The sequence below is a fragment of the Vibrio sp. 2092 genome (assembly GCF_033339635.1).
Classification (GTDB): domain Bacteria; phylum Pseudomonadota; class Gammaproteobacteria; order Enterobacterales; family Vibrionaceae; genus Vibrio; species Vibrio alginolyticus.
In genome coordinates this window covers 1-25965 of the sequence record NZ_JAWOUY010000034.1, presented here as the reverse complement: position 1 = coordinate 25965, position 25965 = coordinate 1, and the positions used below count along the sequence as shown (strand labels likewise).

Sequence of the window (25965 nt, the reverse complement as noted above, 5' to 3'; positions counted from 1 at the left end):
AAAGCACTTTACGCTGCTAGGATTTAGCTACGCGTTGGATACGATACTCACAAAGCCCAATAGCTTACGCTAGATTCTAATATAATTACCTTTGGGCGATTTAGGACTCGTTATTAATTATGTTTCGCTTCGCTATTCCTTCGCCTTTGATGGCAGACTGGCAACACGTTCTGCGACAATGCTGTGATGTAACTCAAGCTCAGGGACAGCTTTATACTCTGAGCGATACTCAGCAGTGGCTATCGACTGAGGTGTCCACCTCAACCCAAAATCATCGTGCTATCGTCGATGTGATAACGCAAGTTGTCGATCACTTTACGCCGACAGATTTTACAGTTAGCCATACCCCTTTTGAAGAGCAAACCTTGAGCATAGGACCGATTTGGCTACCTAATGGCGAATTGCTTGCCGTACTGACATTGACTCACCCTAATGATCAATCGACGGTTGTTTCGGCATGGCTAAGCGCAATCGCGGGGCGGATCAGCTTTGATATCAACTTGCACTGTCAGCAAGAACAAACGCGACATCAAAGCGCGGAAATAAAGCCAACACCAACACTACAAGAGTTTATCGACTGCCTTGAAGACCACGTATGGATAAAAGGCATGGATGGCCTTTATTCGATGACCAACCGAAGCGTAGAAAACGCGTGGCAAAAAACCAACAGTGAAATCATTGGAAAAGACGATTTTGCCCTGTTTAGCCATGAACGTGCGGAAAAATTCATTGATGCCGATAAATTGGTGGTAGCCACTGGCACGCAAAATATTGTTGAAGAATGCCGTCAAATTGATGAAAACAATAACCCCACTTGGCTAGAAACCATTAAGTCTCCTGTCCGTGATCATGCGGGAAACTTAATCGGCATTCTGGGGATGACACGTAACATCACCCGCCGAAAAATGGTAGAAACGCAGCTCTCCTTAGCGTCCCAAATTTTCAACAATTCGCAAGAAGGCATGGTCATTACAGACCGCAATGCCAACATCATTGATGTAAACACGGCTTTTACCCAAATTACAGGTTACCGCTCTGAAGAGGTGATAGGAAAAAACCCACGAATCCTGCGCTCAGGCCATCATGATCAAGGTTTCTATCAACAGTTGTGGCATCAACTCGAAAACAAAGGCCAATGGAAAGGCGAATTCATCAACAGAAAGAAAGATGGCAGCATTTATCCGCAATTAGCGACCATTAGCGCCGTAATGGACGATAAAAACCACCTTATTAACTACATTTGTGTGTTTGAAGATATCTCTGTGCGTAAGGCACACGAAGAAAAGCTGCAGCGCATGGCTTTTTACGATCCATTAACCAATCTACCTAATCGCACCCATTTACTCAGCTTACTCGAACAACACATCGAAACCGGACACAAAAACCAGCAGACGTTTGCCACCCTATTCTTAGATATCGACCATTTCAAACACATCAACGATAGCATGGGCCACTTCTGTGGTGACCAATTGCTGTCTAAGTTAGCGATTCGTCTGCAAGATGTGCTTCACCTCAATGCGCATGTGGCTCGCATTGGCGGCGATGAATTTGTGATTATTTTGCCAGACATCCATAGTGATGTTGCCTTACTGGAAACCGTCGGCGATATTCTAAGCGTATTCCAGCAACCATTCGACTTGGCAAATCACGACTCACTTCGTGTCTCGACCAGTATTGGTATTGCCTTGTACCCAAGAGACGGTCAAGACAGTGAAACCTTACTGAAAAACGCAGACACCGCGATGTACTTAGCGAAGAAAAATGGACGCAACGGCTACGCGTTTTACTCACCGGATTTGACCGATAAATCCGTATCCCATGTACGCATTCAATCCGCTTTGCATCAAGCAATAGAAAAACAACAACTCCGGTTAGAATTCCAACCGCAATACAACTTGGAACAAAATTCGATTGTCGGCGTGGAAGCTTTATTACGCTGGCAGCACCCAGAGTTTGGCCTTGTACCACCAGCAGACTTTATTCCAATTGCAGAAAAAACAGGGCTGATTCAAAGCATTGGTGAGTGGGTGTTACAACAAGCTTGTTTGCAAGGTAATGCTTGGCTGGACCAAGGCATCGAGTTTGGCAAAATCGCCGTCAATGTTTCTGCGTTGCAGCTTCAGCAGTCAAATTTCATTCAGCGATTAAGTACTATCCTCGATAACACCGGATATCCTGCCCAACGGTTAGATTTGGAGATCACAGAGAGCTTTTTACTGATCGACCCTCAACAAGCCATTGCATCGTTAAATCAATTACGAGAGCTGGGTATTGAGATTTCTCTGGATGACTTTGGAACTGGCTATTCGTCTTTGTCTTACTTGAAAGGTTTGCCAATCAACAAACTGAAAATTGACCGCTCATTTGTCAGTGATGTCCCAAGTAATAGCGACAGCAACGCGATTGTGAATGCCATTATTGCCATGGGAAAAACGCTGTCGTTGAAAGTCGTCGCGGAAGGGATAGAAACTCGGGAACAAGCCGATTATTTATTCGAAAAAGGCTGTATTTATGGTCAGGGATATTTATTTAGTCAGCCAGTGAGCGCTGAAAAACTGTTTCATTGAACCAGCTTGCTCCTCAAGTCACTCTCGCGGTGCCACGTCCGCGGAGGTGATTTGCTTTGCTTGATTTTGGGCTGATTGGCACAGCTCTAGGCGATCAACCAAAATATTGATACAAACCAGCAACGGCACACCGATCAATAGTCCCATTCCGCCCCAAAGCCAGCCCCAAAAAACAAGCCAAGCAAAAATCACTAATGGGTTTAAATTAAACCTTTTCCCCAATAGTGTTGGTGTAACAAACTGACTTTCAATCAAATTGAGCAGTAAATAGATAGACACAACCGTCAGCATAAAACTGACCGACTCCAACTGAAGATAAGCAACAAAGCCAAAGCTCATCATGGATATGACAGGGCCGAGGTACGGCGCAAAATTCATCACGCCTGCAAATGCGCCCCATAGAAATGGATCTTCAAGGCCTAGAACAAAAAACACGGCCCCGACACTCAACCCCAGCCCAGCATTCACTAAAGTGATGGTGCCAATGTATCGAGATAGGTCTTTCTGTAGCGCTTTGACCAACTCAATCGCTTGGCGCTGTTTGGCGAACCCATGTAAGTAAGACACTGACTTTCGAAATAAGCTTCGTCCATGATTGAGCATAAAGTAAACCATAAACAGCACGATCATCGCTTGTGTCAAAATCGTCGGCGTAGTGGTCGCGAGCGTTTTTACCAAAGAAAATACGGTGTTGTTCCCGACCTCATCCATACTCATATCGTTGGCGATATTCAATGGAGTATTAAGGTGATCAGCCGAAGCTTTAGTAACTTCGCTTACTTCTTGCGACACATTTTTCACGATACTGGGCAGCTCAGACCACCATTGCTTGGCGGGCTCCGACATGGCGGCAAGACCAATAATTGAGGCGCCAACGAGGAATGACAGCGTCAACACGACGGTAATAGCACGTGGTAAACCTTTGTCTTCAAGATAATTAATGAAAGGGCTGCACAGCAGAGAAATAAAGGTGCTAAGCACAATAGGTAACAATATTGGCTTGGCAAAATACAGCCCTGGGACGAGTAACAGGACGAGAAGCGTTGCACCAATCGCAGTGTTGGCAGGAATGTTCAATTTCGCTGTCATAATAAGCTCAGAATCGGTAAGAAAATTTTGCGGTGAAATCCGCTATTAGAGTGGTTCGCCCTCTGTCGTCGCAGCGTTGCTTACTTGTGTTGCTGCATTTCCATTTTGCTCCGCATCTGACTCATCCAGAGAAGCTGCCGCGACCGGCTTTGTGAGCGAATCGGTAATATCAGACACGCTGCTAACCAATAGCCCCATTGACGAAATAGAAGAAGTCAGTCGAGACAATCGACCTGCTTTTGCTGCGGTAACGGCAACGACAGCACTAATGCCTAATGTCGTCCAAGGGTTTTCTCTCACAAACTTCTTGGTGGTAAACGTGAACATTTCCATCGACAAACAGCATTGCTCTAGAGACGCTTTACCTTCCATCCGCTTGATCCGCATGGCTCGATTGAGCTTTTGTAGCGAGCGCATCCCACCCCTCCTGTAATTGTTCTGTCGTATTTTTGAATCCAAGAAATCCAACTAAACGCTTCTGCCACCAGGCTAAAGCAAATAATGCCAAGCCTAATGATGTGATAAATACACCCACGGCAACATATACGTTGGCAGTTAACTGATAAGCCACCACCCCAGAGGCAAGGCACAAACTGAATACGAACAATACCGACAATAGGGTAAAAACAACGGTACACAGCAAAATCTGACGCACTGCGGACACGTTAACTTTCATCTCCAAGAGGAACAAATCCAACGTTGAACCTGACCATGCTTTTAGCGATTTCGTCAGTTGGTCCAATTGCGCAAGAATGCTGCTCAAACCATTAATGGTTTGTTGGATATCCTGTTCTTCTGCCCCATCAGGGGCTCGGCCGCTGTCTGAAGCCGCCGAGCCTGATTGCTGATTGGTAACTTGCCCTGAGTTATTCATGTGAAGCCTCGCCTTTCTGTTGTGTGGCTTAATCCTTGGTGACCACTATTATTTGATCAGCTTCGAAACCGCCCAACCAGCAAGGAAGGCACAGCCTATGCTCAGCAATGGGCGCTCCTTGATTACATTTTCTGCCGACTTAGTCGCCTGCTGAACTTGCTGTGCACCGACATCCAGCTTCTCTTTGGCTTGGTCTTTCATCGCGCCAACGGCTTCCGTCGTGGCTTGTTCCGCTAAGTGATATGCTTCTTCTAACTGCTCTTGAGGTTTTACTGTGCTTTCTTTTGTAGTAGCCATAACTAGCCTCCATTAATGAGTTGAATAGTGAATCAAGTGAAACAATGTTTGACCTCACTTACTCCCTACAAAGCCATATCCATGCCAGAATTTTAAGTTGTTGTTTTTTATTAATTTTATTTTCATTTCGATAAAAAGCCGTATCTGTACGTGTAATTCTTTCCAAGCTTTCCCCGCCATTCTTGTAATTTTTTCTTAGCGCCTTACCGACTGTTAGCAAGTTATTGCAAAAAAAGACATTAAGTCACTGATTAATAAGACTTAAAATTCATTGGCATACAACCTGCAATTAAAGATGAAACATCGTGTTTGTATTCCATACGCTCAAACACCCCTATCACCAGTAAATAAGGAGTGGCATATGAAAAATGAAAACATCGCCTCAATCATTGAGCTTATCGAAAGCGGAAATGAAATTTACAACAAGGCCATCGAGAACATCGACAACACTTCTTTGAATAATGTGTTGGTAGAACTGCTCAGAGTACGTGAGCGTGCAGTCATTGAGCTCACTCCCTACTCTCTAGCAAGTAACAATGAAGAATCTGCCGACGACACTCCGGTTTCCTACACCATCAAGGCGCGTGAGGTCTACAGCGACGTGATGAAGGAAGTGTCCTCTGACAAAGAGTCTATGTATTTAGAACAGCTTGAAGGTGTCGAAAGCAAGGTACTCAAAGAGATTGAGAATTTGATTACTTCCCACCCAGAGCAGGCGGATAACTCGGTTCTGCTGAAAGTTCGTAGCGATATAAAAAGCTGCAAAGAAAAACTCAGCAGCATCAGCCTTATTAGCTAAAACTTGGTGGTCGCCTTTGCAATAAAGCTCAGTATTGAGCAAAGAAATGGCCAACTTGCTTTGGCCATTTCTGACAAGCCCACAGGCGCATTAACATAACCATCACGAGAAATGTCCCACGACAATAGTCATAAATAAAGAGGTCACTATGACATTGGATAACAATCGAGTAAGGGAGCTACTCGTAAAAATGACACACCATCGCCAAACGTGTTTGCCTCTCGTTAACCCGCAATCACATATGACACTCGCAAGAGCGGCATATCGATTCGTGAAAATAGAAAAAGTGATGATCAAAAAGATGGCGAAGCTGTTCTTCGATCAAGATGGTGAACAATTCATTGCAGAAAATGCCACCGAATACGGCGTTGCCGAGTTAGGTAATTACAAAGAAATGCATTTTATGAATAAATTACTGTTAGATGATTTAAAAGCCCTGCTTAGAGCCATTGACGACACCAACTTAACCGCACTTGTTTCTTATTGGTTAGCTGCTTTACAAGTTGAAAACGATGAAATTGAAAAGCACTTACCTCAGGGTGAGTAATTGTACTCGCCCTTCTTTCACTTTGTTTAAACCACATCCCCAATCAACCTAGTAAAAGGTGCAGGTAGAAAAAAAGCCGCTGCATCTACTACGCAGCGACCTTGATAGCCTTTTTACGACGCACACCAAATCATCAAACAACACAGAAAAAGCGCCATGTAGAATACGAAGCAAATGGCGCGTTATCCGCGGATTACAGTGTTAAAGCGAAGCTGATTTACGTCTCTGGCTTGGAACAAATACGTTCAATGACTTTGGACGCAGCTTGATTGCTAGTTGCTCATCAGAATACAGTTCACCATCAATCACATACTCAATCGGTTTATTCGCAGAAATAGTGACGCTCTGAGCCGTCGCGTATTGAAAATGTGTCGATTCTTCCTGTGCGCCTACGCTCGTTAATGTCAGATCCGACAAGGCGATAAGACGTCCGCCTAAAGACTCGGTGTTATCTAAATATGTGATATGCAGCTTGCCATCATCAGGCTGCGGCGCATCACCACCTTGGGCAAGCAACGTACTAAATGGAGCGATATTCGCAACGACAAAACTATGGACTTCAAGCGTTTGTGTATTATTGTCGTGGTTTCCATCTTCAGTTGGAGCGTCTAACGAAACGGTTAAAGCTTGCGTTTCTTCCGCCACTACAGCATTAAAAAAGCCAGTGAGGTAAGCGAGTTGTCCAAAAACATTTTTCTCTTCTCGCTGAGCGTGCTCGATCATCTTCTGTTCTAGCCCAATACCTAAGACCAATAAAATAAGCCGCTGATTGCAGTCCGCAGTATCAATACGTTGGCAGTGTCCGCCAAGCAACGCTTCACACGCTTTTTCGACCGGTGAGAATTTTGCGCCAACGCCATAGAGCACATGACATAACGCATTGGCAGTTCCGAGCGGAACAATACCGAGTTTTAGGTCGGTATCCACCAATTGGCTCGCCACCTCTGTTACTGTGCCATCGCCACCAGCTACGATGATTTGCTTAGCTCCACTTTCTTTTGCCTGTTGTGTTAGCTGCTCGGCGCTGAAGTTTGTGGTGGTTTGATGAATACTCAAGCGATATTTTTTGGTTAGTTCACGAATCAAGTGCTGTTCGTTTTCCTCCCATTTTCCGCCACCTGCAACAGGGTTAACCACCATCCAAGTGGATTGATCCAGCCCTAGCACGCCTTTTTCACTGATCGCTCGTAACGTTCTAATCTGTAATTTATTCAATCTCGCGGTACTGCGTACGTCATTGATTTTTTTCATCACGGATTCAACCGTCAGTGACGGGTCTTTACTTAATAAATACGCCGCCACAACAAACACTGAACGACCACGCCCTAACGCACAATGCACAACCACGGCCCGCGAGCACGAGATTTGAGTATCAATCCAGTTAATCGCATGGCGAAGACGCTCTAGCGTTGGGGCTTTGTGGTCGAGTACCGGAATCGAAAGGTAATGAAACTGCTTGTCGGTCATCGCGCTTTCAAGGCCTGCAAATTCTGCGGTGACATCGACAATACAAGAGATCTCATTGGATTCGAGAAAATCTAAGTCACTCTGAAACAAACGGCGAGATAGGTATAAATTGTCACTGACTTTTTGGATTGGAGGCACTGTATCACGCCGTCTTTCCCAGGCGTTATACGCTCTAGCCCCCAATAGAAATGGGATGAATGCCCAGCGAATCCACCTGACAATCTTGCCATCTTGGTTTTTTCTAAAAATAGAGGGAATGTCGAATACGTAGGCTACGCTGACCAACGCTAAAGAAAGCGATATCCATAAGAACAGCAAACTAACGATAATTTGAGGCGTATGGATAGCGGCCAATAAACTGATCAGAGCGCCAAGAATATAATATTTGATGATAAACATTCGCTCTCCTTGCCTTCAGCGAGTGCACTTTTTAGTGGAAGTTAGAATACGCGGGGGATTGAGCTTGGATACATGAACTTGAGTAAACGCCTTGATTGAGTGCCTTCCCGTGCCGAAATGGCACGAAAAGGTCCAACACTCTACCTAGCTTACCATCTCTTCAACATAACCATCCGCTAGTTTCATTTTCTGCTTATCGGTCATTACCTTACCGGCTAACTGGAAGAAACGCTGCTCTTCTTCCTCAAGATGGTGCAACACTTTGTGACGCAAGGTTTTCATTAGGTTGAGCCACGCTGGCGAGCTCATATCGGTTGCATCAAGCTGTGCAATCACTTTATCAATTTCATGATGCTCTGCGATGCCATGGCGAGTGAGATCAATGGTCTTATCGCTATCTATTAAAGGCGCGTAGAAAAATCGCTCTTCTGCCGCTGCGTGCTGTTCGAGTTCCTCTTTAAGGTTATGATAAAACTCTTCACGAGCGGGGGAATCTCCAGACGTTTCCATCAGAGCATCGAGTAAAAGGCGCTGCTTTTCATGACTCTCTTTCAGTACATCAAATATGTTTTTCATCTTTGACTCCTTATCTGATTGTAAACAATTGGGACAAAAGGAAGGGCGGTGATTGACCGCCCCTCTCTTACATAGCTATGCGTAAAAACCTAACCTGATTCGGCTAACAGTCTTGGTCTTCAGCGTTTAGGTTTTCTTTAATGTTTTCACATTCATCTTCAATCGCATTTTGGGTTTCTTCGGCGGCTTCATCTATCTTTTTGCCGGCCTGTTCCATTGGCCCTTCTTCACTACAAGCTGCCAACGCAAACACCAAACCGAATACTGCGGCGATACGGTAAATAAATGACGTAAGTCGCATGGAATCTCCTATCTATTTACGTTTTTTCTTCCCAGCAGAACAATCACTATTGATACAATTAATGACAATAGGAATAGGTAAAATATCACTTGCGCGATAGAGGCAGCAGCTCCTGCAATACCAGTAAAGCCTAATAGTGCAGAAATTAGTGCCAGTGCCAGAAAAATAAACATCCAACGAACCATAGTGTTACCTCCTAATAAAAGTGGGTTAAATCACTCGGCTCGCTATTATTGAACCACTTCTAGCTTATCAATCACCTTATTTACGTCATTGGTGTTATTTGCAATTGAAATTGCAAGATCATGCTCCGCATCTGAATTAACTTTACCTGCCAACGTTACCGTTTTGCGTTCTGTCGTTACATCAATATCCGTACCACTCACATTGGTATCCATTAGTAGGCGCGTTTTAACTATAGTCGTGATTTTAGAATCGGTCAGTGTAGCTAAAGCTTCTGAATCAGTTTCTTTCTTGCCTTCATTCACTACTGACAATTCGTTGTTTACTTTTTTCACACCATCAAGACCAGTAACAAGCTCTTCGGCAAGTGATTTTTCAAGATCATTGTTTACCGAACCAGAAAGGGTAACGACCTGATTCTCAACATCGGTATTGATATCAAAAGAGTTGAGATTGCTGTTTAGCAGTAGCGTGGTTTCAGCTTTACCATCTAGCCAAGCGTCCATGGATTCTTTTTCCCATTTATCACTCGCTAAGACTGCTGTAGATGAAGTAGCAAGAACTGACGTAAGTACAATTTTAGCTGCGATGTTATTCATGGTAATTCTCCTTTATTGACGTTGCACTTCCCTAGGAGCAAACCATGTGCCAACTTTATAACTTATTGTTTTTAATTAACTAATAAAGAAAAGAGGTAAAAATGAGATGAGCAATAAAGTATAAGCATGAATTATTTACACGTAAAAAATGTAATTTTTAATCGGTGATAAAGCCTCCGTCACTTGTGCCGAAATAACCTGATAAAACAGAAAGGCTATTTCTCCAGAATCAATTAATAGCAAAATTATTATTTTAAAAATAAAAATCTGAACAAAAGGAAATATCTACTGATGGCTCTCACCGATATATATCAAAAAGGGGCTAGCAACATAAAAATACCGAACAAATCCTTAAATCTATGCTGACAATATTTTGTCTTGTGAAGTGAGAATAATCCACGTACATTGTTTCTGTCATAGTAAAGAGGACATTTCTATGTCGATGCCAAGCCTGTTTCTAAGAATACAAGATCCATCACTTAAAAATGCCATCGCTTCTTGCCAGGAACTGAACAAATTTCGTCTGCATGACATCGATGCCGCAGACCAATGGATTGAAGATTTCCTACAACTCAAACCGGAAGTTGCGATTGTTGAAGTCGCCCACTTTACTAGTGCAGATTATCAACGTCTTTCTAATATCGAAGACATCTACGATATGGACTTGATCATCATTAGCTCAGGCGCTCCAAACGAGAACTTGGATAAGCTGATGAACTTGGGTGCTATTTTTCACTACAGAAAGCCCGTTGATATTGCCATTCTGACGGACACCCTGAGCGAAGTCAGCCAGTACTATCAACACAAACAAGATCAAGGGCGTAAAGTGTCCACCAGCGATCTTGACCAATTTGGTCTTTTGGTCGGCTCTTCCTCTCCGATGCATCAGCTCTATCGTATGATCAGGCGCGTTGCTAAAACCGAAGCCAACGTCCTTATTGTCGGTGAAAGTGGATCAGGCAAAGAACTGGTGGCGCAGACCATCCACTTAGCGAGTGAGCGTAAACAACAGCCCTTTATAGCGATTAACTGTGGTGCCATTAGCCCTGAATTGGTTGATAGTGAACTGTTTGGCCATGAGAAAGGCGCTTTTACCGGAGCAAATAAAACTCACCAAGGTGTATTTAAGCAGGCAGAGGGCGGCACCCTATTTTTAGATGAAATCACCGAGATGCCTATCGAGCATCAAGTGAAGCTATTGCGGGTGCTAGAAACCGGAGAGTATCGCCCAGTTGGCAGTAATACGGTTCATATCGCTAATACTCGCATCATTGCTGCTACAAACCGTGATCCTAAAATCGCCATTGAGGAGCAGTTCCTGCGTGAAGATCTGTTTTTCCGCTTATCGCATTTCCCATTAACGATACCGCCACTGCGAGAACGAGGCGGTGATATCGTAGGTCTGGCCAAGCACTTTATTGCGCACCGCAACGCCAATGAGGCAAAAACCAAAACGATTCTTGACTCTGCGATCCAAAAAATCGCTGCACACGACTGGCCAGGTAATGTCCGTGAGCTCAAACACACGATCGAGCGTGCATTTATTTTGGCTGATGACACCATCCGAGATGAACACCTTATCTTCGACACACCACCATTGGAAACAGGCACCAGCATCGAAGACCTTGTTCCGGCGGGCGTTTCACTAGAAGAGCTAGAAAAAGCCGCCATTCTCAATACCCTTGAAGAGAATCAAGGCAATAAAACGGAATCAGCGCAGGAGTTAGGCATTAGCGTGAAAACGCTCTATAACAAACTCGAAAAGTATCAAGACGAATAACTCGCTATGGGCATACAAAAAGAGCACTGACTTTTATTCAGTGCTCTTTTTGTATCTTATCTTTTATGCAGTTAGGCTGCGTTTGGTGTTTGATTAAACCCACTGCCCCGCAACAAAGCCGCTCGACCAGCACCACTGAAAATTGTAGCCCCCTAGCCAACCAGTCACATCCATCACTTCACCAATAAAATAAAGCCCTTTAATGTCTTTGCATTCCATGGTTTTCGAGGATAAGTGATCAGTATCGACACCGCCGAGTGTCACTTCCGCGGTTCGGTAGCCTTCAGTGCCATTCGGGGCGATATCCCAATGCTCTAGGCGCTCCACAATCGCCGCAAGCTCCTTTTGATTGAACTGTTTTAGCGGTTTATCGACTAGCTCTTTACGTTCAATTAAGACTTCAACCAGACGCTTAGGCAGCACTTTGGCAAGCGTATTCTTGAGTGACTGATTTGGATGCTTCTCACGACTGCGTTCTAATAACTCAGCAACATCATCGTTTGGCACAAGATTGATCAACACCTTTTGTCCGGCCCGCCAGAATGAAGAAATCTGTAACACTGCTGGACCAGATAACCCACGATGTGTGAACAACAGGGCTTCTTTGAACATGGTGCCATCTTCAGCCGTAATTTCCGCAGGTACCGCGATACCAGATAACTCAGCAAAGTCTTCTTTGTCTTCTTTATGTAGAGTAAATGGTACAAGCCCTGCCGTAGTTGGGATAACTCGAAGACCAAATTGTTCCGCGACTTTATAACCAAATGGTGTCGCCCCCAGTTTTGGCATCGACAAACCACCTGTTGCGATAACTAAAGACTCACATTCGACAATCTCAGTACCAGCATGCAAACGAAAGCCTTCATCAATTTTTTCAATCGAATGAACATCGCATTGGTAACGCTGCTCGATGTTCGGCATGTCACACTCAGCTAACAACATCTTCACGATATCTTTGGCCGTAAATGCATCGACACAAAACAACTGGCCGTGATCACGCTCTTCGAACTCAATGCCATGTTTACACACCATCGAGATGAAATCCCAGTTAGTGTATTGGGAGAGCGCCGACTTAACAAAGTGCGGGTTTTGACACAAATAGTGATTAGCTGAAACGTCGTAGTTAGTGAAGTTACAACGACCACCGCCCGAGATAAGGATTTTACGTCCTGGCTTTTTAGCATGATCGAGCACCAAAACACGGCGGCCTCGCTTGCCTGCTTCTGCAGCACACATTAAACCTGCTGCGCCTGCGCCAATTACAACAACATCAAATTTCTTACTCATCGGTAGCTCTTAGACTGATTGGTATCGAATCAAAATAAAAAAGGATGTGCACATTGCACATCCTTGCTTTCTAGGCGCGACATTCTACCGACAAATACCGAAAGGGAAAAGCGCTTAAACTCTAAGCGCTCTGTATGTCCGCAAAATCTCAGACAGAACAACTTCTGGATTATTGACTCTTAGAGAATGAAGGCCGCAAGTAGCGTCACGCCGAGCAACGCAGTCGATAGAACAAACAATTCACGCACTCTTTCACACTTACCAGTAAAAATTTCATCGTGGTGATGATGATATTCTTTACTTTTAATGTAGTGATACAACCTCACCTGCTTGGTGACATTTCCATGAGTAGTAAAAAAACCATTACCATCAACTTGCTGATATAACAGCGGATGCGCTTCACGCATGATATAAATTAGAGAACGAAGAGCGGTGAGATACCGGACCATATTAACTCCAGTTACCACCATTAGCGCAAATAAGATTGTGTCTCCACTGATCATCTTTTCCTCCCTACATCTTCAACAATGCTCAAGAGAAAAAGACGATCAACACTTCGTCTTTACCCGCTACTTACAACGTCCCAAAACGCGTTTACGCAGCTGGAGCATCCATGATTGAAGATGAACCTTCTTTCGCCATTTGTGCTAGATCTTTGTCAATGAAGAACAACGCTTTACCGTCTTCACCTACCAGTTCGATCTTATCTAAAATCCCTTTAAACAACTTCTCTTCTTCGTGCTGTTCTGACACGTACCACTGTAGGAAGTTAAACGTTGAGTAGTCTTGGCTAGTAAATGCAACGTGCGCCAGTTTGTTGATTTTTTCCGTGATCATTTGCTCATGTTCAAATGTCTCGCGGAAAACGTCACCTAGGCTCGCAAAGTCATGCTTTGGCGCATCAATAGCGCCTAAGATTGGCATTGAGCCAGTTTCACTCACGTAAGTGAATAGGCGTTGCATGTGCTCCATTTCTTCTACGGCGTGAGCGCGTAAAAATTCAGCCGCACCTTCAAAACCTTTGTCTTCACACCAAGCACTCATTTGTAAGTATAGATTGGATGAGAAAAATTCTAGGTTAATTTGCTCATTCAATTGTTCGACCATAGTTTGAGACAGCATGTTAACTCCTATTATTGTGCATGCAATATACCCAAGTAACCTCGAAATAAGTGACGCTGCGAGAATAGCTTGGTCCGGCAGACACGGCGAAGTTTCACTTCAACTCTAGTCAGTAACACTACGCTTATTTCAGCATATCAAAGTCACTTGGGTATAACGCCACTATAACATGATTACTGAGACAAGACTTTGTACCTACGGCACCGATATGAGATCACTTCAGCAAATTTTTTTTGGGGTTGGTGCTAATCTAAAACTATGACCTTACAAGGAGATAGCAATATGAGTTACAAACACATACTTGTGGCAGTCGACCTTTCAGACGACAGTAAAGTGTTGATTAAGAAAGCCGTATCACTGGCTAAACCTCTGGATGCGAAAGTCTCTTTTATTCACATCGACGTGAACTACGCAGAACTCTACACCGGGCTTATCGATATCAATATGGCAGAAGCGCAACATCAAGCAATGGAAGCATCGCGCACACAATTGGCAAACTTCGCTGAATATGCGCAATACCCAATTGCCCATACTTTAGTCGGTAGTGGCGATTTGAGTAATGAGCTGTGCGATACCATTCAAGACTACAGTATCGATTTGGTGGTTTGTGGTCATCACCAAGATTTCTGGAGCAAGATTCTATCTTCGACTCGACAGCTGATTAACTGCTCACCAGTCGATATGCTGGTCGTACCGCTAAAAGACTGATTGGCGCAGCGATAAAACTTGGTTAGACTGCGGGCACATTTGTTGTTGATAAAGATTCTCATCCATGGCTTATCTATCCGCAGTTACCCTACTTTGGGCATTCTCATTTAGCCTGATCGGCGTTTACCTCGCCGGTCAGGTTGATTCTTGGTTCTCGGTGTTTATGCGCGTGGCACTGGCGAGCCTGGTTTTCATTCCCTTTTTGAAATTCCGTGGCGTTAGCAAATCCCTAATCGCGAAACTGATGACTGTCGGTGGCTTCCAGCTCGGTTTGATGTATTGCTTCTACTACCAATCTTTTTTGCTCCTTTCCGTGCCAGAAGTATTGCTGTTCACTGTATTCACACCCATTTACGTCACGCTAATCTATGACTTCTTGAAAGGTCGCTTTTCACCTTGGTACTTAGTTACCGCTGCAATAGCCGTATTTGGTGCCGCCTGGATTAAATTTGCAGGCATTAATGAAGATTTCCTACTGGGCTTTTTGGTCGTACAAGGAGCAAACCTCTGCTTTGCCATCGGTCAGGTGGGCTACAAATATATCATGGAGAGTGAGCCCGTCGATTTGCCACAACACACCGTGTTTGGCTACTTCTACTTAGGTGCACTTTGTGTAGCAACCGTGGCTTTCGCGCTCATGGGTAACCTCGACAAACTACCAACCACTACAACGCAATGGGGCATTCTGACATACCTTGGGTTGATTGCTTCTGGTTTTGGTTACTTTGCTTGGAACAAAGGCGCGACTATGGTGAACGCAGGGGCACTGGCAGTAATGAACAATGCATTGGTTCCGGCGGGCTTGATTGTAAACATTGTGATTTGGAACCGCGATGTTGATGTCATGCGACTCGCCATTGGCGGTGCGATCATCATGCTATCCCTATGGATTAACGAAACCTGGGTGAAAAAGCGCGTAGAGATGAGTTACGCCAATAAGTAACGCAGCTAATCCTATAAACATTTCGACAATAAAAAACGCTCTCCGACTGGAGAGCGTTTTTTGTTTGATTAATGCACTTTGGCTTGTGAGATTGCGTTCACCAAAGCATTAGGTGGAGTTGGCAGCAACACTTCTAGTTTCGCATTGCGCGCTTCAAGCTTGCGCTGACGCTTAAGTAACTTTTGTTGTTTTTTCGCCACTTTTAGCAACTTCTTTTGCTGCTTATAGTGCTTTTTCAGTGTTTTTTTCGCTTTCTTGAGCGATTTTTTATCCGCTAAATCAAACCATACTGGTGCGTCGGCTCTTACTGGCTCCGGAGATTTTTCGGCTTGTTTTTTCTCTTTCACACGCTCAACAACACGCCTCACAATCGCGGCTTTTTCGTTGCTTTGTTTAGTGGTCACTGGAATCGCTTGTGCTGGCAGAGCTTCAACCAATAAGCCACATGCTTGTTGCTCACTCAATGGCTTGTCTTGGCATTTTTGTGGAGGAATTGCGGCTGGCTTACAAAGGGTATCTTTGGCCGATGAAGAGCGTGCGCAAGAACGACAAACGAATTTTGGTGCGACAACTAAACGATGGATATCACCAAGTTCTGCCGCGATCTGTTTGCGACTCATTTTACATAAACGTTTAGCCATTCTACTACTCCAGCTTCCCAGTTATCGACCGCATCACAACAAGTGAAATAATAATAATTCTTAGTTAGATATACAGTCAGGGAAGGGAATTAGCAAGAGAAAACTATCAATAGAGACGAGGAAAGAGAGGCTGAGTCACAGCACGACACACCGTACTGTGACAAGAAAAGTTGAGCCGTCAGGAAGTTATGCCATCGATGCTTTAACGTAGACATCGAAGCGATTTTTTTTCGTTTCAATCGCCATGGTCGGTTTTTTCTCGTTCAGCCAGTTAGCATAGTCTGGGCGTTTAACTACTACGCGCTTTGTGGCTAACGCCATGGCTGGTTCTAGTAGGCCATCGGCGTCCAAATCAGCGCCAACCAACGATTGGAAAACGCGCATTTCTTTTTTCACGAGCGCCGACTTCTTTTTATTTTCTGGGTGCGGATACATCGGGTCAAGATACACCACATCTGGCTGGACAAAGTCTTTATCTTGCGCCAATTGTTCCAGCGCATCATGGCTAGAGGCATGGATTAGCGACATGCGCTCAGATACCCAGGTGCCGATTTCTGGGTCTTGTTTCGCTCGATCCAAGCCATCATCTAACAAAGCCGCGACGACTGGATGACGCTCGACCATCTGCACTTTACAACCTAGTGAGGCGAGCACAAACGCATCACGACCAAGACCTGCCGTGCCGTCTAACACGGTTGGCGTTGCCCCTTTGTTCAACCCCGCCGCTTTCGCAATTGCCTGACCTTTACCACCACCGAACTTGCGACGATGACCGACCGCACCACCAATCAAATCCACAAAGATTGCACCCAGCTTTGGCTCATCCACTTTACGTAGCTCCAAACGCTCGGTGGTTAGCACCAAAGCAAAATCGCTATCGTCAGTATGAGAAAGCCGCCAACGCGCAGCGAGTTCATCAAGATGAGATTGTTGAGACAGGTTTTCACAGATCAATTGCAGTTGCAAAAGGAGGCTCCAATAAAAATCGAGGTAACTGGCGCTGAGTGTATACCTAAGTTACCTATTAATGCTAGGTTGAGCTTGCTACGCAGAGGTTATACAACCGTCAGTTGCTCCACTAGCTCAGAAAGCGGCTTAGGATGACCAATACCGTAGCCTTGGCCGTAGTCCACACCGAGGTCTATCAAATGCTGCATGACCTGGTCATTTTCGACAAACTCCGCCACCGTCACTTTGCCTAGTTGTTTCGCCAAGTCATTGATTGAACGAACCATCACGCGGTCCATTTCATTTACGTTGATATCTTGCACGAAAAGACCATCAATTTTCACGATATCGACAGGAAGTTTCTTTAAGTAACCAAATGAAGACAATCCAGATCCGAAATCATCCAATGCAATCATGCAACCCAAAGCCTTTAGCTTGGTAAACAGCTCAATGGCTTGATCCAGATTGCTCATCGCCGCTGTCTCGGTGATTTCTAAGCAGATTTTTTCACACGGCAGAGTCGAACTTTCCAATCGCTCCAATAAGAAGTCAATAAACTCTTGATTCCCCATAGATTGACCTGAAAGGTTTATCGAACAGCGACCAAGCTGTTCAATCACCTCAGGACGCTGTTCAAACCACTCTAGCGTTTGAGTAATAACCTGCTTATCAATCCAATGGGCAATGTTGTAGCGCTCGGAAGCAGGGATAAACAGCGCAGGAGAAACATAATCACCGTACCCATTGCGAATACGCACCAAAATCTCAAAATACATTTGAGTCTCGTGCTTTTGTAAGCTTTTTATCGGTTGAGCAAACAGTTCTAAACGTTGATTCGACAATGCCTCATGCACCAAATTGACGCTCTGCATTTCCATCTGACGACGCTGCAACTCTTCGTTATCTAAGCTGAATAGATTATAGCGGTTACGGCCTTGCTCTTTAGCGGCGTGACAAGCAGAGTCTGCTTGAGCGTGCACCATTTGTGGCGTATCAGCGGTATGATCGATGATACGGATACCAATTGAGCAACTGATGAACAGGCGTGTGTCTTCCCAAATAAAGAGGTGTTCGCTTAGTGTCGAGATGATCAGTTTGGCAATATTGATGGCGCCATATTCGTCACAGTCTTTGAGTAACACCGCAAACTCATCGCCTCCCATTCGAGCCAAGATGGAATTGTACGGCAGAACGCCTTCCAGCATACTTGCGCAGAATTGAATCGCCGCATCACCTGCATCATGCCCAACCGTATCATTGAGGACTTTTAGTTGATCTAAGTCGAGGTACAACATGGCGTGGACTCGACGATGGCTGTCCACTTCGCACAGTGCGGTCTTAAGCTCTAGTTCAAAATGGTTTCTGTTGTAAGTCCCCGTCAGTAAGTCATAGCGAGCTTGGTATTCCAATTTCTCGGAGAGCAGTTTGGTTTCGGTAATATCTTCGCCCACAATCAGCAGTTGCTCAGATTCACTCAGCGGACGAATATTCTCGCGCACCCAAACACGATGACCATTTGCATGACGATACTCGACTTCACGTCGCCAAACACCATGCACTTGCTGGTTGGGTTGCAATAACACTTGGCGAGGGAACAGCACTTTGTCATCAAAATAGAACTCCCTCAGGCGATGTCCGAGCATGTCCATCGGTTTGTAGCCAAGAAGTAGTTGAGCAAATCGATTCACTTCTTGAATTCGGTTATTACTATCAAGCGTCACCATCATCACGGGCTGCTGCTCATAATAGTTGCGTAGGGTTGACTCACGTTGGTAGAGCTTGTCCTCCATCAATTTACGACTGGTAATATCGCGCGCTTCAAACAAGTATTGCTTATGATTCCCTACTTGCTGAGAAAAAGGCTTGAGCGAAACTTCTAACACCAATGCGCCGTGTTCTTTACTCCAAATTTCAGCTTCAAACGTCGACACTTGATGGTGAGGCGCGTGGAAATACTCCTCAAGCAACGCTTGTGCTTTTTCACTCCAGTTGGGGTGAAACCAAAGTGGTCGGTCTAAACGCAGTCCTTGGTGATAAAGTAAGGATTGAAGGTGATCGTTGCCCGATTTAAGCACACCGTTGGCATCCAAAATGCCCATATACTGCATGCTCTGATCGAAAATCGATTCTAGAATAGCCTGGCTTTCTCGCGCAGCGCTCTCACTGCGACGCATCCGCTGTAAATAATAACCCATCAGCAAAATGACCACCGACATCACCACAAACAGACTACCAAACAGGCGAATTTCCTTGGCAAAACGTTCAGAAAGCTTCATTGGCTTATTAAAAAATACCGCAGAAACCTCTTGTTCAGCCCCCAATCCCCAACGCGCTACCGCTTGGTAATCGAGCTTTATTTCAGAATCACTTTTTTTCACGGCAGGCAGAGGCTGATCAGGGTTATCCAAAACGAATTCAAGCATCTCTGCACTCTCAATACCATGCCGATAACCACTTTGAATAACCCCTCCAACTGCGCCATGACCCAAACCAATGTCATGCACCATAAACAGCGGCGCGTTTGAGACTTTGTTGACACCAACCCAGTCACGCTCGCTGCCAACCATACCTTGTTTATCTCGGTAATAGGTCCAGAACAAGACGACTTTATCGGAACTCAGTTTTGCGACTTGTTGTTTTAGATCGATGATGCTGTCTGGGACAAGTTGTACGATTTTGTCTCTATATTGCGGGAACTTGAGGACAAAATTGTCGATTTGATAACGCAACACCTCACCGGTCACCGAGTGGTCACTGACGATGAGAACTTGTGTGTAGTTCGGATGTAAGCGCTCAATAAGAGCGAGATTCGCTTCCAAATCGACATCTTCCATGACTCCGGTTGCATTCAGAGAACGATGTAAAGAAGGATGGTAGTTATTAATGCCGTTAAATATAACTGGGGTGTCTTTGATGACTGGGGCTAAACGCTGCATGAGTTCAAGTGCATTGTTATCGCTCACTAAAATGGCATCGAATCGCTCTTTGCGTAATTTCGTAAGATACAAGGATTTTAGTTGCGCAAAAAACTGCTCACTCTGGTTACGTTTCGAGTCTAGATAGAGCACACGCATGTCCAGCGCTCGATCGCCCAGCTGTTGCTCAATGCCTCGCTGTATGGAGTCCGTCCAGAAAAAACCCTGATGATAGGAGTGCACGACCAACACCTTCGGATCTGAGGCCGTAGCAAACGCGCTCCAACATAGCGCGGCAATAACCAGAAAACGCTGCACATTATCTCCATAGCTCGGAGTTAACCCGCAGTTACTCCTGCCAAACCTTGTGAATCCTATCCGCTATGAGTATAAAAGGGAGGTAAAACTCTATCCCTAACGGAAATCATAGTATGAATGCGAGCCTGCCGAAACTCGACGACCTTGACCGCGCAATATTAAAAACACTGATGGCTGACGCCAGAACGCCCTACGCAGAAATGGCAAAGCAGTTCGATGTCAGCCCTGCCACTATCCATGTGCGTATCGAGAAGATGAAGTCGGCTGACATCATCGAGGGAACGGAGGTGATCATCAATACTAAAAAGCTTGGCTACGATGTGTGCTGCTTTATTGGTATTAACCTCAATGCAGCTCGTGATTACCACTCCGCGTTAGAAAAACTCAACGCGCTCGACGAAGTCGTTGAAGCTTACTACACCACGGGCGCGTATAACATATTCGTCAAATTGATGTGCAAATCGATTGAAGAGCTGCAATTTGTACTGATCGACAAGCTGCAAGCCATTGATGAGGTTCAGTCCACGGAGACATTGATATCGTTGCAGAACCCGATCAACCGCAACGTAAATCCGTAAAATTTTTTATAAAAAATGTACAAAAAAGGCCAACCGTTCGGTTGGCCTTGATGTTTTTTGCTCAATTTACGCCGCAATACCCGAATGGCGCAACAGTGCATCGATTTGTGGCTCGCGGCCACGGAAGCGCTTAAACAGCTCCATTGGCTCTTCACTGCCTCCCATTTCTAGGATGTTGTTCAGGAAGCTTAGACCCGTCTCTTTGTTGAAGATGCCTTCTTCTTCAAAGCGAGAATACGCGTCTGACGACAGCACTTCAGCCCATAGGTAGCTGTAGTAACCCGCACTGTAGCCACCAGCAAAAATATGGCCGAAGCTGTGTGAGAAACGCGCCCACTCAACCGCAGGAACTACCGCGACTTTCTCTTTCACTTTCGCCAGAGTTTCCAGTACACGCGCACCCACTTCTGGGTCATATTCAGTGTGAAGCGTGAAATCGAACAAGCCGAATTCTAGCTGACGCAAAATACCCATCGCAGATTGGAAGTTTTTCGCTGCGAGCATTTTGTCTAGCATCGCTTTCGGTAGCGGCTCACCTGTCTCATAGTGACCAGAAATGAACGCCAGAGCGTCCTCTTCCCAACACCAGTTTTCTAGGAACTGACTTGGTAGCTCAACCGCATCCCAAGGCACGCCATTAATACCTGAAACAGCACCTGTATCAACTTGCGTCAACATGTGGTGGATTCCATGACCAAATTCATGGAATAGCGTCACGACTTCATCGTGCGTGAACAGTGCTGGTTTGTCGCCCACTGGACGGTTGAAGTTACACGTTAGATACGCAACCGGCGTTTGCAGCTCGCCAGATAGCGTAACGCGACGACCACGACAATCATCCATCCACGCGCCGCCACGTTTGTGTTCACGAGCGTAGAGATCTAGGTAGAAACTGCCACGGAGTGTGCCTTCAGCATCAAAGATATCGAAAAAGCGCACGGACTCATGCCAAGTGTCTACGCCTTCGCGCTCTTTTACTATCATACCAAACACGCGGTTTAGCACTTCAAACAGACCGCTCACGACTTTTGACTCTGGGAAGTATGGGCGCAGTTCTTCATCCGAAATTTGGAACAGGTGCTGCTTTTGTTTCTCGCTGTAGTAAGCGATATCCCAAACGTTCAGCTCTTCAACACCAAACTCACTTTTCGCAAACTGACGTAACTCTTCGACTTCACGTTCACCTTGCGGTTTCGCACGTGTCGCTAGGTCATTCAGGAAGCCCAGCACTTGATCCGGCGTTTCAGCCATCTTTGTTGCTAACGACTTTTCACTGTAAGTATTGAAACCTAGCATACGTGAAATTTCATGGCGCAGTTTTAGCTGCTCAGTAATGATTTCTGAGTTATCCCATTTGCCTGCGTTTGGACCTCGATCAGAAGCGCGCGTCACGTACGCTTCGTACACTTCTTTACGCAACTCTTGGTTATCGCAGTACGTCATGACAGGTAGGTAAGATGGGATATCTAGCGTAATGAGGTAACCATCTAACTCTTTTGCTTCTGCGGCAGCTTTCGCTGCTGCCAGCGCCGATTCTGGCATACCTGCTAGGTCTTTCTCGTCTGTGATGTGCTTGGTCCAACCCATGGTGGCATCCAGCACATTGTTAGAGAATTTAGAGCTCAGCTCAGACATACGTTTGCTGATCTCGCCGTAACGGTGCTGCTCATCGGATGGCAAACCAATGCCTGATAACTCGAAATCACGCAGTGCATCAGTGATGGTTTTCTGCTGGGCACGCGTTAGCGTTGCAAATTCTTCGCTCACTTTGATGGTTTTGTACGCTTCGTACAGGCCTTTGTGCTGACCAACCCAAGTGCCGTACTCTGACAAAATTGGTAGGCAACTTTCGTAAGCTTCACGTAGCTCTTCGCTGTTCACTACCGAGTTCATGTGACCCACTGGCGACCAGATGCGGCTTAAGCGATCATCCGCTTCTTCAATTGGCGCAATCACACTGTCCCAAGTTGGGTGAGCGTTGTCTTGTAGAACTTCATCGATTTTTGCTCGGCAGTCAGCAATCGCTTGCTCAACGGCAGGCTTGATGTGTTCTGGTTTAATTTGAGAAAACGGAGGTAGGTCCGTAAACGTCAGAAGAGGATTAGACATGAATAATTCCTTTTGTGTTTTGACTCTGTGATTGCCTGTCTATTTTGTGTAGATAGGCCAACTCAATGTACAGACGAGCCAGCAACATGGATTGGGGGAGCTCCGTTCCCTTTCTCTATGCCGCGATGACCATCTTATAGTCAACCAGCGCTACTCTGTCCTTGAGTCTTGTTATACCTAAATGAGATTTCACACCCTTTTGAGTGCGAGAAACTCACCTAGTTCAATTCGATTACCAATAGTAAGTGTGGGTGACTTAAAGAAATTTCAATAGCGTCCCCTTATCAGAGGAACAGATTTGATTGGAAGTTCTACATCTTTAAGTTACTTGAGTATAATACCGCCATAGAGTGAAAATCACAGACCACACTCAGACAAAGAGTGTTTCGAGAGTTTAATTTGTTAAGTTACCGCCACAGCTTCCACGCTGGCAACCATGCCGACGTGGTCAAACACATCGTTCAAAGCCTCATTCTTGATGCGCTGAAACAAAAAGATAAGCCATTCGTTTATCACGATACCCACTCGGGTGTGGGCCGTTACGATCTGACTCACGAATGGTCTGAAAAAACGGGCGAATACAAACAAGGCATCGCACGTATTTGGGATAACCCAAGCATTCCCGAAGACATCAAAAGCTACATCGATGCCATTAAAGTGCTCAACAACGGCGAGAAACTGCGTTACTACCCAGGCTCACCACGTGTGGCGCGCGCGCAAATCCGCCCACAAGATCGCATGGTGCTGACCGAGTTGCACCCGGCCGATCACCCATTGTTAGAGCAAGAATTCCATCGTGATCGCCAAGTGAGCATCTTCAAAGAAGACGGATTCCAACGCCTCAAAGCAAGCTTACCGCCACAAGAACGTCGTGGTTTGGTGCTGATTGACCCACCATACGAACTCGCGAAAGAGTACCGCGATGTGGTGCGAGCGATTCATCAGAGCCATAAACGTTGGGCAACCGGTATCTACGCGATTTGGTATCCAGTGGTAAACCGTCACGACATCGAAGATATGATCGAAGGTTTGGAAGCACTCGGTATTCGTAAAATTCTGCAAATCGAGTTAGGTGTTGCACCAGATACCAACGAGCGCGGCATGACGGCATCCGGCATGATTGTGATTAACCCGCCATGGAAACTGGAAAGCCAGATGAAAGAGATTCTGCCATTCCTGCAAGACGCGATCGCACCAGCAACTGGCCACTGGAAAGTGGACTGGATTGTGCCAGAGTAAGCACTTCAGTACTGCTATCTTCAAGCGCAACGATATTCTCGTTGCGCTTTTTTATGCTCTCACCTTCTCCCTCCAGTCGTGCTTATTCTTCTTTTTGTGCCTCTCATCGCTATTTGTCATAAGTATTGTCGCTTTTTCCCATTTAGGAATTAGTCGAATTCGATTTATGATAGTGGGATAACGGTGGCATTGAGTTCGGGCAAGGTCATCCCAATCTATCTATGTACCAGATAAAATTTATAAGCTCTTGGAGAAAGTAATGGCGACTCATTTTGACTATATCTGTATCGGTGGCGGCAGTGGCGGCATCGCATCTGCAAACCGTGCGGCGATGTACGGCGCGAAAGTTGCGCTAATCGAAGCTCAAGACCTTGGCGGTACCTGTGTAAACGTAGGTTGTGTACCGAAAAAAGTGATGTGGCATGGCGCGCAAATCGCAGAAGCAATGAACCTGTACGCAGAAGATTACGGTTTTGATGTCGACGTGAAAGGTTTCGACTGGAGCAAACTGGTTGAGAGCCGTCAGGCATACATCGGTCGTATTCACCAATCTTACGATCGCGTTCTTGGCAACAATAAAGTAAACGTGATTAAAGGCTTTGCTAAGTTTGTTGACGAAAAAACTGTCGAAGTAAACGGTGAACACTACACAGCAGATCACATCCTGATCGCGGTTGGTGGTCGTCCTACTATTCCAAACATTCCAGGCGCTGAATACGGCATCGATTCAAACGGCTTCTTCGACCTAGCAGAGCAACCAAAACGCGTTGCGGTTGTTGGCGCAGGCTACATCGCAGTTGAAATTGCTGGCGTACTGCACGCGCTAGGTACAGAAACGCACCTGTTCGTACGTAAAGAGTCACCACTGCGTAGCTTCGATCCAATGATCATCGATACGTTGGTTGAAGTGATGGACGCAGAAGGTCCAAAACTGCACACCCACTCTGTACCAAAAGAAGTGGTAAAAGAAGCCGATGGCAGCCTAACTCTGCACCTAGAAAACGGTGAAAGCCAAAACGTTGACCAACTGATTTGGGCAATCGGTCGTCACCCTGCGACAGACGCAATCAACCTAGCGTCAACCGGTGTGGCAACGAACGAAAAAGGCTACATCAAGGTAGACGAATACCAAGAAACCAACGTGAAAGGCATCTACTGTGTGGGTGACATCATGGAAGGCGGTATCGAGCTAACGCCAGTAGCAGTGAAAGCGGGTCGTCAACTTTCTGAGCGTTTGTTCAACAACAAACCAAACGCGAAGATGGACTACGATTTGGTACCAACTGTGGTATTTAGCCACCCACCAATCGGCACTATCGGTCTTACAACGCAAGAAGCAGAAGAGAAGTACGGCAAAGACAACATCAAAGTCTACACATCTGGCTTTACTGCGATGTACACCGCTGTTACTAAGCACCGTCAACCATGTAAGATGAAGCTTGTATGTGCGGGCGAAGAAGAAACGGTTGTTGGCCTACACGGCATCGGTTTCACGGTAGATGAAATGATCCAAGGCTTCGGCGTAGCAATGAAGATGGGCGCAACCAAAGCAGACTTCGACTCTGTTGTGGCTATCCACCCAACGGGCTCTGAAGAGTTCGTTACCATGAGGGGTTAGTGTAGGAAAAGCATCTTACACACGTAAAGAAATCTGGAAAATAATCAATCACTGTCCATAC

The 25965-nt window shown here is 45.5% G+C and carries 25 protein-coding genes; 9 read left to right on the top strand and 16 right to left on the bottom strand.

Going from position 1 to position 25965, the window contains the following annotated elements; all coding sequences use genetic code 11:
- Window positions 1-119 precede the first annotated feature (119 nt).
- Window positions 120-2567, top strand: a complete 2448-nt coding sequence (locus R7P80_RS28870; protein ID WP_170890700.1) for an EAL domain-containing protein — start codon at window positions 120-122, stop codon at window positions 2565-2567.
- A gap of 18 nt (window positions 2568-2585) precedes the next feature.
- On the opposite strand, the gene R7P80_RS28865 is transcribed toward R7P80_RS28870, so the two are convergent.
- From R7P80_RS28865 to R7P80_RS28850, 4 genes are read right to left on the bottom strand one after another with little or no spacing between them, the layout of a single operon-like run.
- Window positions 2586-3656, bottom strand: a complete 1071-nt coding sequence (locus tag R7P80_RS28865) for an AI-2E family transporter (RefSeq protein ID WP_225492256.1) — start codon at window positions 3654-3656, stop codon at window positions 2586-2588.
- 45 nt (window positions 3657-3701) lie between these two features.
- Entirely contained in the window at window positions 3702-4028 is a 327-nt protein-coding gene (locus R7P80_RS28860) for a hypothetical protein (RefSeq protein ID WP_005379200.1), read from the bottom strand.
- Window positions 4018-4530 carry a phage holin family protein gene (locus R7P80_RS28855; RefSeq protein ID WP_005379198.1) on the bottom strand — a complete coding sequence of 171 codons (513 nt, stop codon included), beginning with the start codon at window positions 4528-4530 and terminating at the stop codon, window positions 4018-4020. Before R7P80_RS28855 ends, R7P80_RS28860 begins: the two co-directional genes overlap by 11 nt.
- 48 nt (window positions 4531-4578) lie before the next feature.
- A complete protein-coding gene (locus tag R7P80_RS28850; protein ID WP_005379196.1) occupies window positions 4579-4827 on the bottom strand; it encodes a hypothetical protein in 249 nt (82 codons plus the stop codon).
- A 361-nt stretch (window positions 4828-5188) separates the two neighbouring features.
- Here R7P80_RS28850 and R7P80_RS28845 point away from each other — a divergent pair, with 361 nt between their 5' ends.
- The gene (locus R7P80_RS28845) at window positions 5189-5626 is read left to right on the top strand and encodes a DUF2383 domain-containing protein (RefSeq protein WP_005379194.1); all 438 of its coding nucleotides are present in this window, start codon (window positions 5189-5191) and stop codon (window positions 5624-5626) included.
- A gap of 148 nt (window positions 5627-5774) precedes the next feature.
- The gene (locus tag R7P80_RS28840) at window positions 5775-6173 is read left to right on the top strand and encodes a hypothetical protein (protein ID WP_005379193.1); all 399 of its coding nucleotides are present in this window, start codon (window positions 5775-5777) and stop codon (window positions 6171-6173) included.
- Between the two features lie 201 nt (window positions 6174-6374).
- Here R7P80_RS28840 and R7P80_RS28835 read toward each other — a convergent pair whose 3' ends face one another.
- From R7P80_RS28835 to R7P80_RS28815, 5 genes are all read right to left on the bottom strand, one after another.
- Complete coding sequence (locus R7P80_RS28835) at window positions 6375-8039, bottom strand: diacylglycerol kinase family protein (RefSeq protein ID WP_170897634.1); 1665 nt, start codon at window positions 8037-8039, stop codon at window positions 6375-6377.
- Window positions 8040-8183: 144 nt separating this feature from the next.
- Window positions 8184-8615 carry a hemerythrin domain-containing protein gene (locus R7P80_RS28830; RefSeq protein WP_017821107.1) on the bottom strand — a complete coding sequence of 144 codons (432 nt, stop codon included), beginning with the start codon at window positions 8613-8615 and terminating at the stop codon, window positions 8184-8186.
- 103 nt (window positions 8616-8718) lie between these two features.
- Window positions 8719-8916: a hypothetical protein gene (locus R7P80_RS28825; protein ID WP_005379178.1), complete on the bottom strand. Its 198-nt coding sequence runs from the start codon at window positions 8914-8916 to the stop codon at window positions 8719-8721.
- 8 nt (window positions 8917-8924) lie between these two features.
- Window positions 8925-9101: a DUF1328 family protein gene (locus R7P80_RS28820; RefSeq protein ID WP_005379177.1), complete on the bottom strand. Its 177-nt coding sequence runs from the start codon at window positions 9099-9101 to the stop codon at window positions 8925-8927.
- Window positions 9102-9146: 45 nt separating this feature from the next.
- Complete coding sequence (locus R7P80_RS28815; protein ID WP_005379174.1) at window positions 9147-9698, bottom strand: BON domain-containing protein; 552 nt, start codon at window positions 9696-9698, stop codon at window positions 9147-9149.
- A gap of 436 nt (window positions 9699-10134) precedes the next feature.
- Between R7P80_RS28815 and R7P80_RS28810 the strand changes: the two genes are divergently transcribed.
- Entirely contained in the window at window positions 10135-11478 is a 1344-nt protein-coding gene (locus R7P80_RS28810; RefSeq protein ID WP_005382945.1) for a sigma-54 interaction domain-containing protein, read from the top strand.
- 93 nt (window positions 11479-11571) lie between these two features.
- Here the strand turns inward: R7P80_RS28810 and R7P80_RS28805 are convergent, their stop codons facing one another.
- The 3 genes from R7P80_RS28805 to ftnA all read right to left on the bottom strand — a co-directional run bounded on the left by R7P80_RS28805 (window position 11572) and on the right by ftnA (window position 13887).
- Window positions 11572-12765 (bottom strand): NAD(P)/FAD-dependent oxidoreductase, encoded by a 1194-nt coding sequence (locus R7P80_RS28805; RefSeq protein WP_005382944.1) that lies wholly within the window; start codon window positions 12763-12765, stop codon window positions 11572-11574.
- A 179-nt stretch (window positions 12766-12944) separates the two neighbouring features.
- Complete coding sequence (gene uspB / locus R7P80_RS28800) at window positions 12945-13268, bottom strand: universal stress protein UspB (RefSeq protein WP_005379169.1); 324 nt, start codon at window positions 13266-13268, stop codon at window positions 12945-12947.
- Between the two features lie 91 nt (window positions 13269-13359).
- Window positions 13360-13887 (bottom strand): non-heme ferritin, encoded by a 528-nt coding sequence (gene ftnA, locus R7P80_RS28795; protein ID WP_005379167.1) that lies wholly within the window; start codon window positions 13885-13887, stop codon window positions 13360-13362.
- Window positions 13888-14169: 282 nt separating this feature from the next.
- Here ftnA and uspA point away from each other — a divergent pair, with 282 nt between their 5' ends.
- Both uspA and R7P80_RS28785 read left to right on the top strand, forming a co-directional pair.
- Window positions 14170-14595: a universal stress protein UspA gene (gene uspA, locus R7P80_RS28790; RefSeq protein ID WP_005379165.1), complete on the top strand. Its 426-nt coding sequence runs from the start codon at window positions 14170-14172 to the stop codon at window positions 14593-14595.
- A gap of 64 nt (window positions 14596-14659) precedes the next feature.
- Window positions 14660-15538: a carboxylate/amino acid/amine transporter gene (locus tag R7P80_RS28785; RefSeq protein ID WP_025768287.1), complete on the top strand. Its 879-nt coding sequence runs from the start codon at window positions 14660-14662 to the stop codon at window positions 15536-15538.
- Between the two features lie 68 nt (window positions 15539-15606).
- Here R7P80_RS28785 and R7P80_RS28780 read toward each other — a convergent pair whose 3' ends face one another.
- From R7P80_RS28780 to R7P80_RS28770, 3 genes are all read right to left on the bottom strand, one after another.
- The gene (locus tag R7P80_RS28780; RefSeq protein ID WP_025768286.1) at window positions 15607-16179 is read right to left on the bottom strand and encodes a hypothetical protein; all 573 of its coding nucleotides are present in this window, start codon (window positions 16177-16179) and stop codon (window positions 15607-15609) included.
- Between the two features lie 186 nt (window positions 16180-16365).
- Window positions 16366-17145 (bottom strand): class I SAM-dependent methyltransferase, encoded by a 780-nt coding sequence (locus R7P80_RS28775; protein ID WP_025768285.1) that lies wholly within the window; start codon window positions 17143-17145, stop codon window positions 16366-16368.
- 89 nt (window positions 17146-17234) lie between these two features.
- Window positions 17235-20360 (bottom strand): EAL domain-containing protein, encoded by a 3126-nt coding sequence (locus R7P80_RS28770; protein WP_225492255.1) that lies wholly within the window; start codon window positions 20358-20360, stop codon window positions 17235-17237.
- A 113-nt stretch (window positions 20361-20473) separates the two neighbouring features.
- On the opposite strand from R7P80_RS28770, the gene asnC reads away from it, so the two are divergent.
- On the top strand, window positions 20474-20938 hold the full coding sequence (gene asnC / locus R7P80_RS28765; RefSeq protein WP_005389595.1) for a transcriptional regulator AsnC: 465 nt from the start codon (window positions 20474-20476) through the stop codon (window positions 20936-20938).
- Window positions 20939-21004: 66 nt separating this feature from the next.
- Here the strand turns inward: asnC and prlC are convergent, their stop codons facing one another.
- Entirely contained in the window at window positions 21005-23047 is a 2043-nt protein-coding gene (gene prlC / locus R7P80_RS28760) for an oligopeptidase A (protein ID WP_225492254.1), read from the bottom strand.
- Between the two features lie 399 nt (window positions 23048-23446).
- On the opposite strand from prlC, the gene R7P80_RS28755 reads away from it, so the two are divergent.
- Together R7P80_RS28755 and gorA are read left to right on the top strand one after the other, a co-directional pair.
- Window positions 23447-24286, top strand: a complete 840-nt coding sequence (locus tag R7P80_RS28755; protein ID WP_005379158.1) for a 23S rRNA (adenine(2030)-N(6))-methyltransferase RlmJ — start codon at window positions 23447-23449, stop codon at window positions 24284-24286.
- A gap of 259 nt (window positions 24287-24545) precedes the next feature.
- Window positions 24546-25904 carry a glutathione-disulfide reductase gene (gene gorA / locus R7P80_RS28750; RefSeq protein ID WP_042522575.1) on the top strand — a complete coding sequence of 453 codons (1359 nt, stop codon included), beginning with the start codon at window positions 24546-24548 and terminating at the stop codon, window positions 25902-25904.
- Window positions 25905-25965 lie beyond the last annotated feature (61 nt).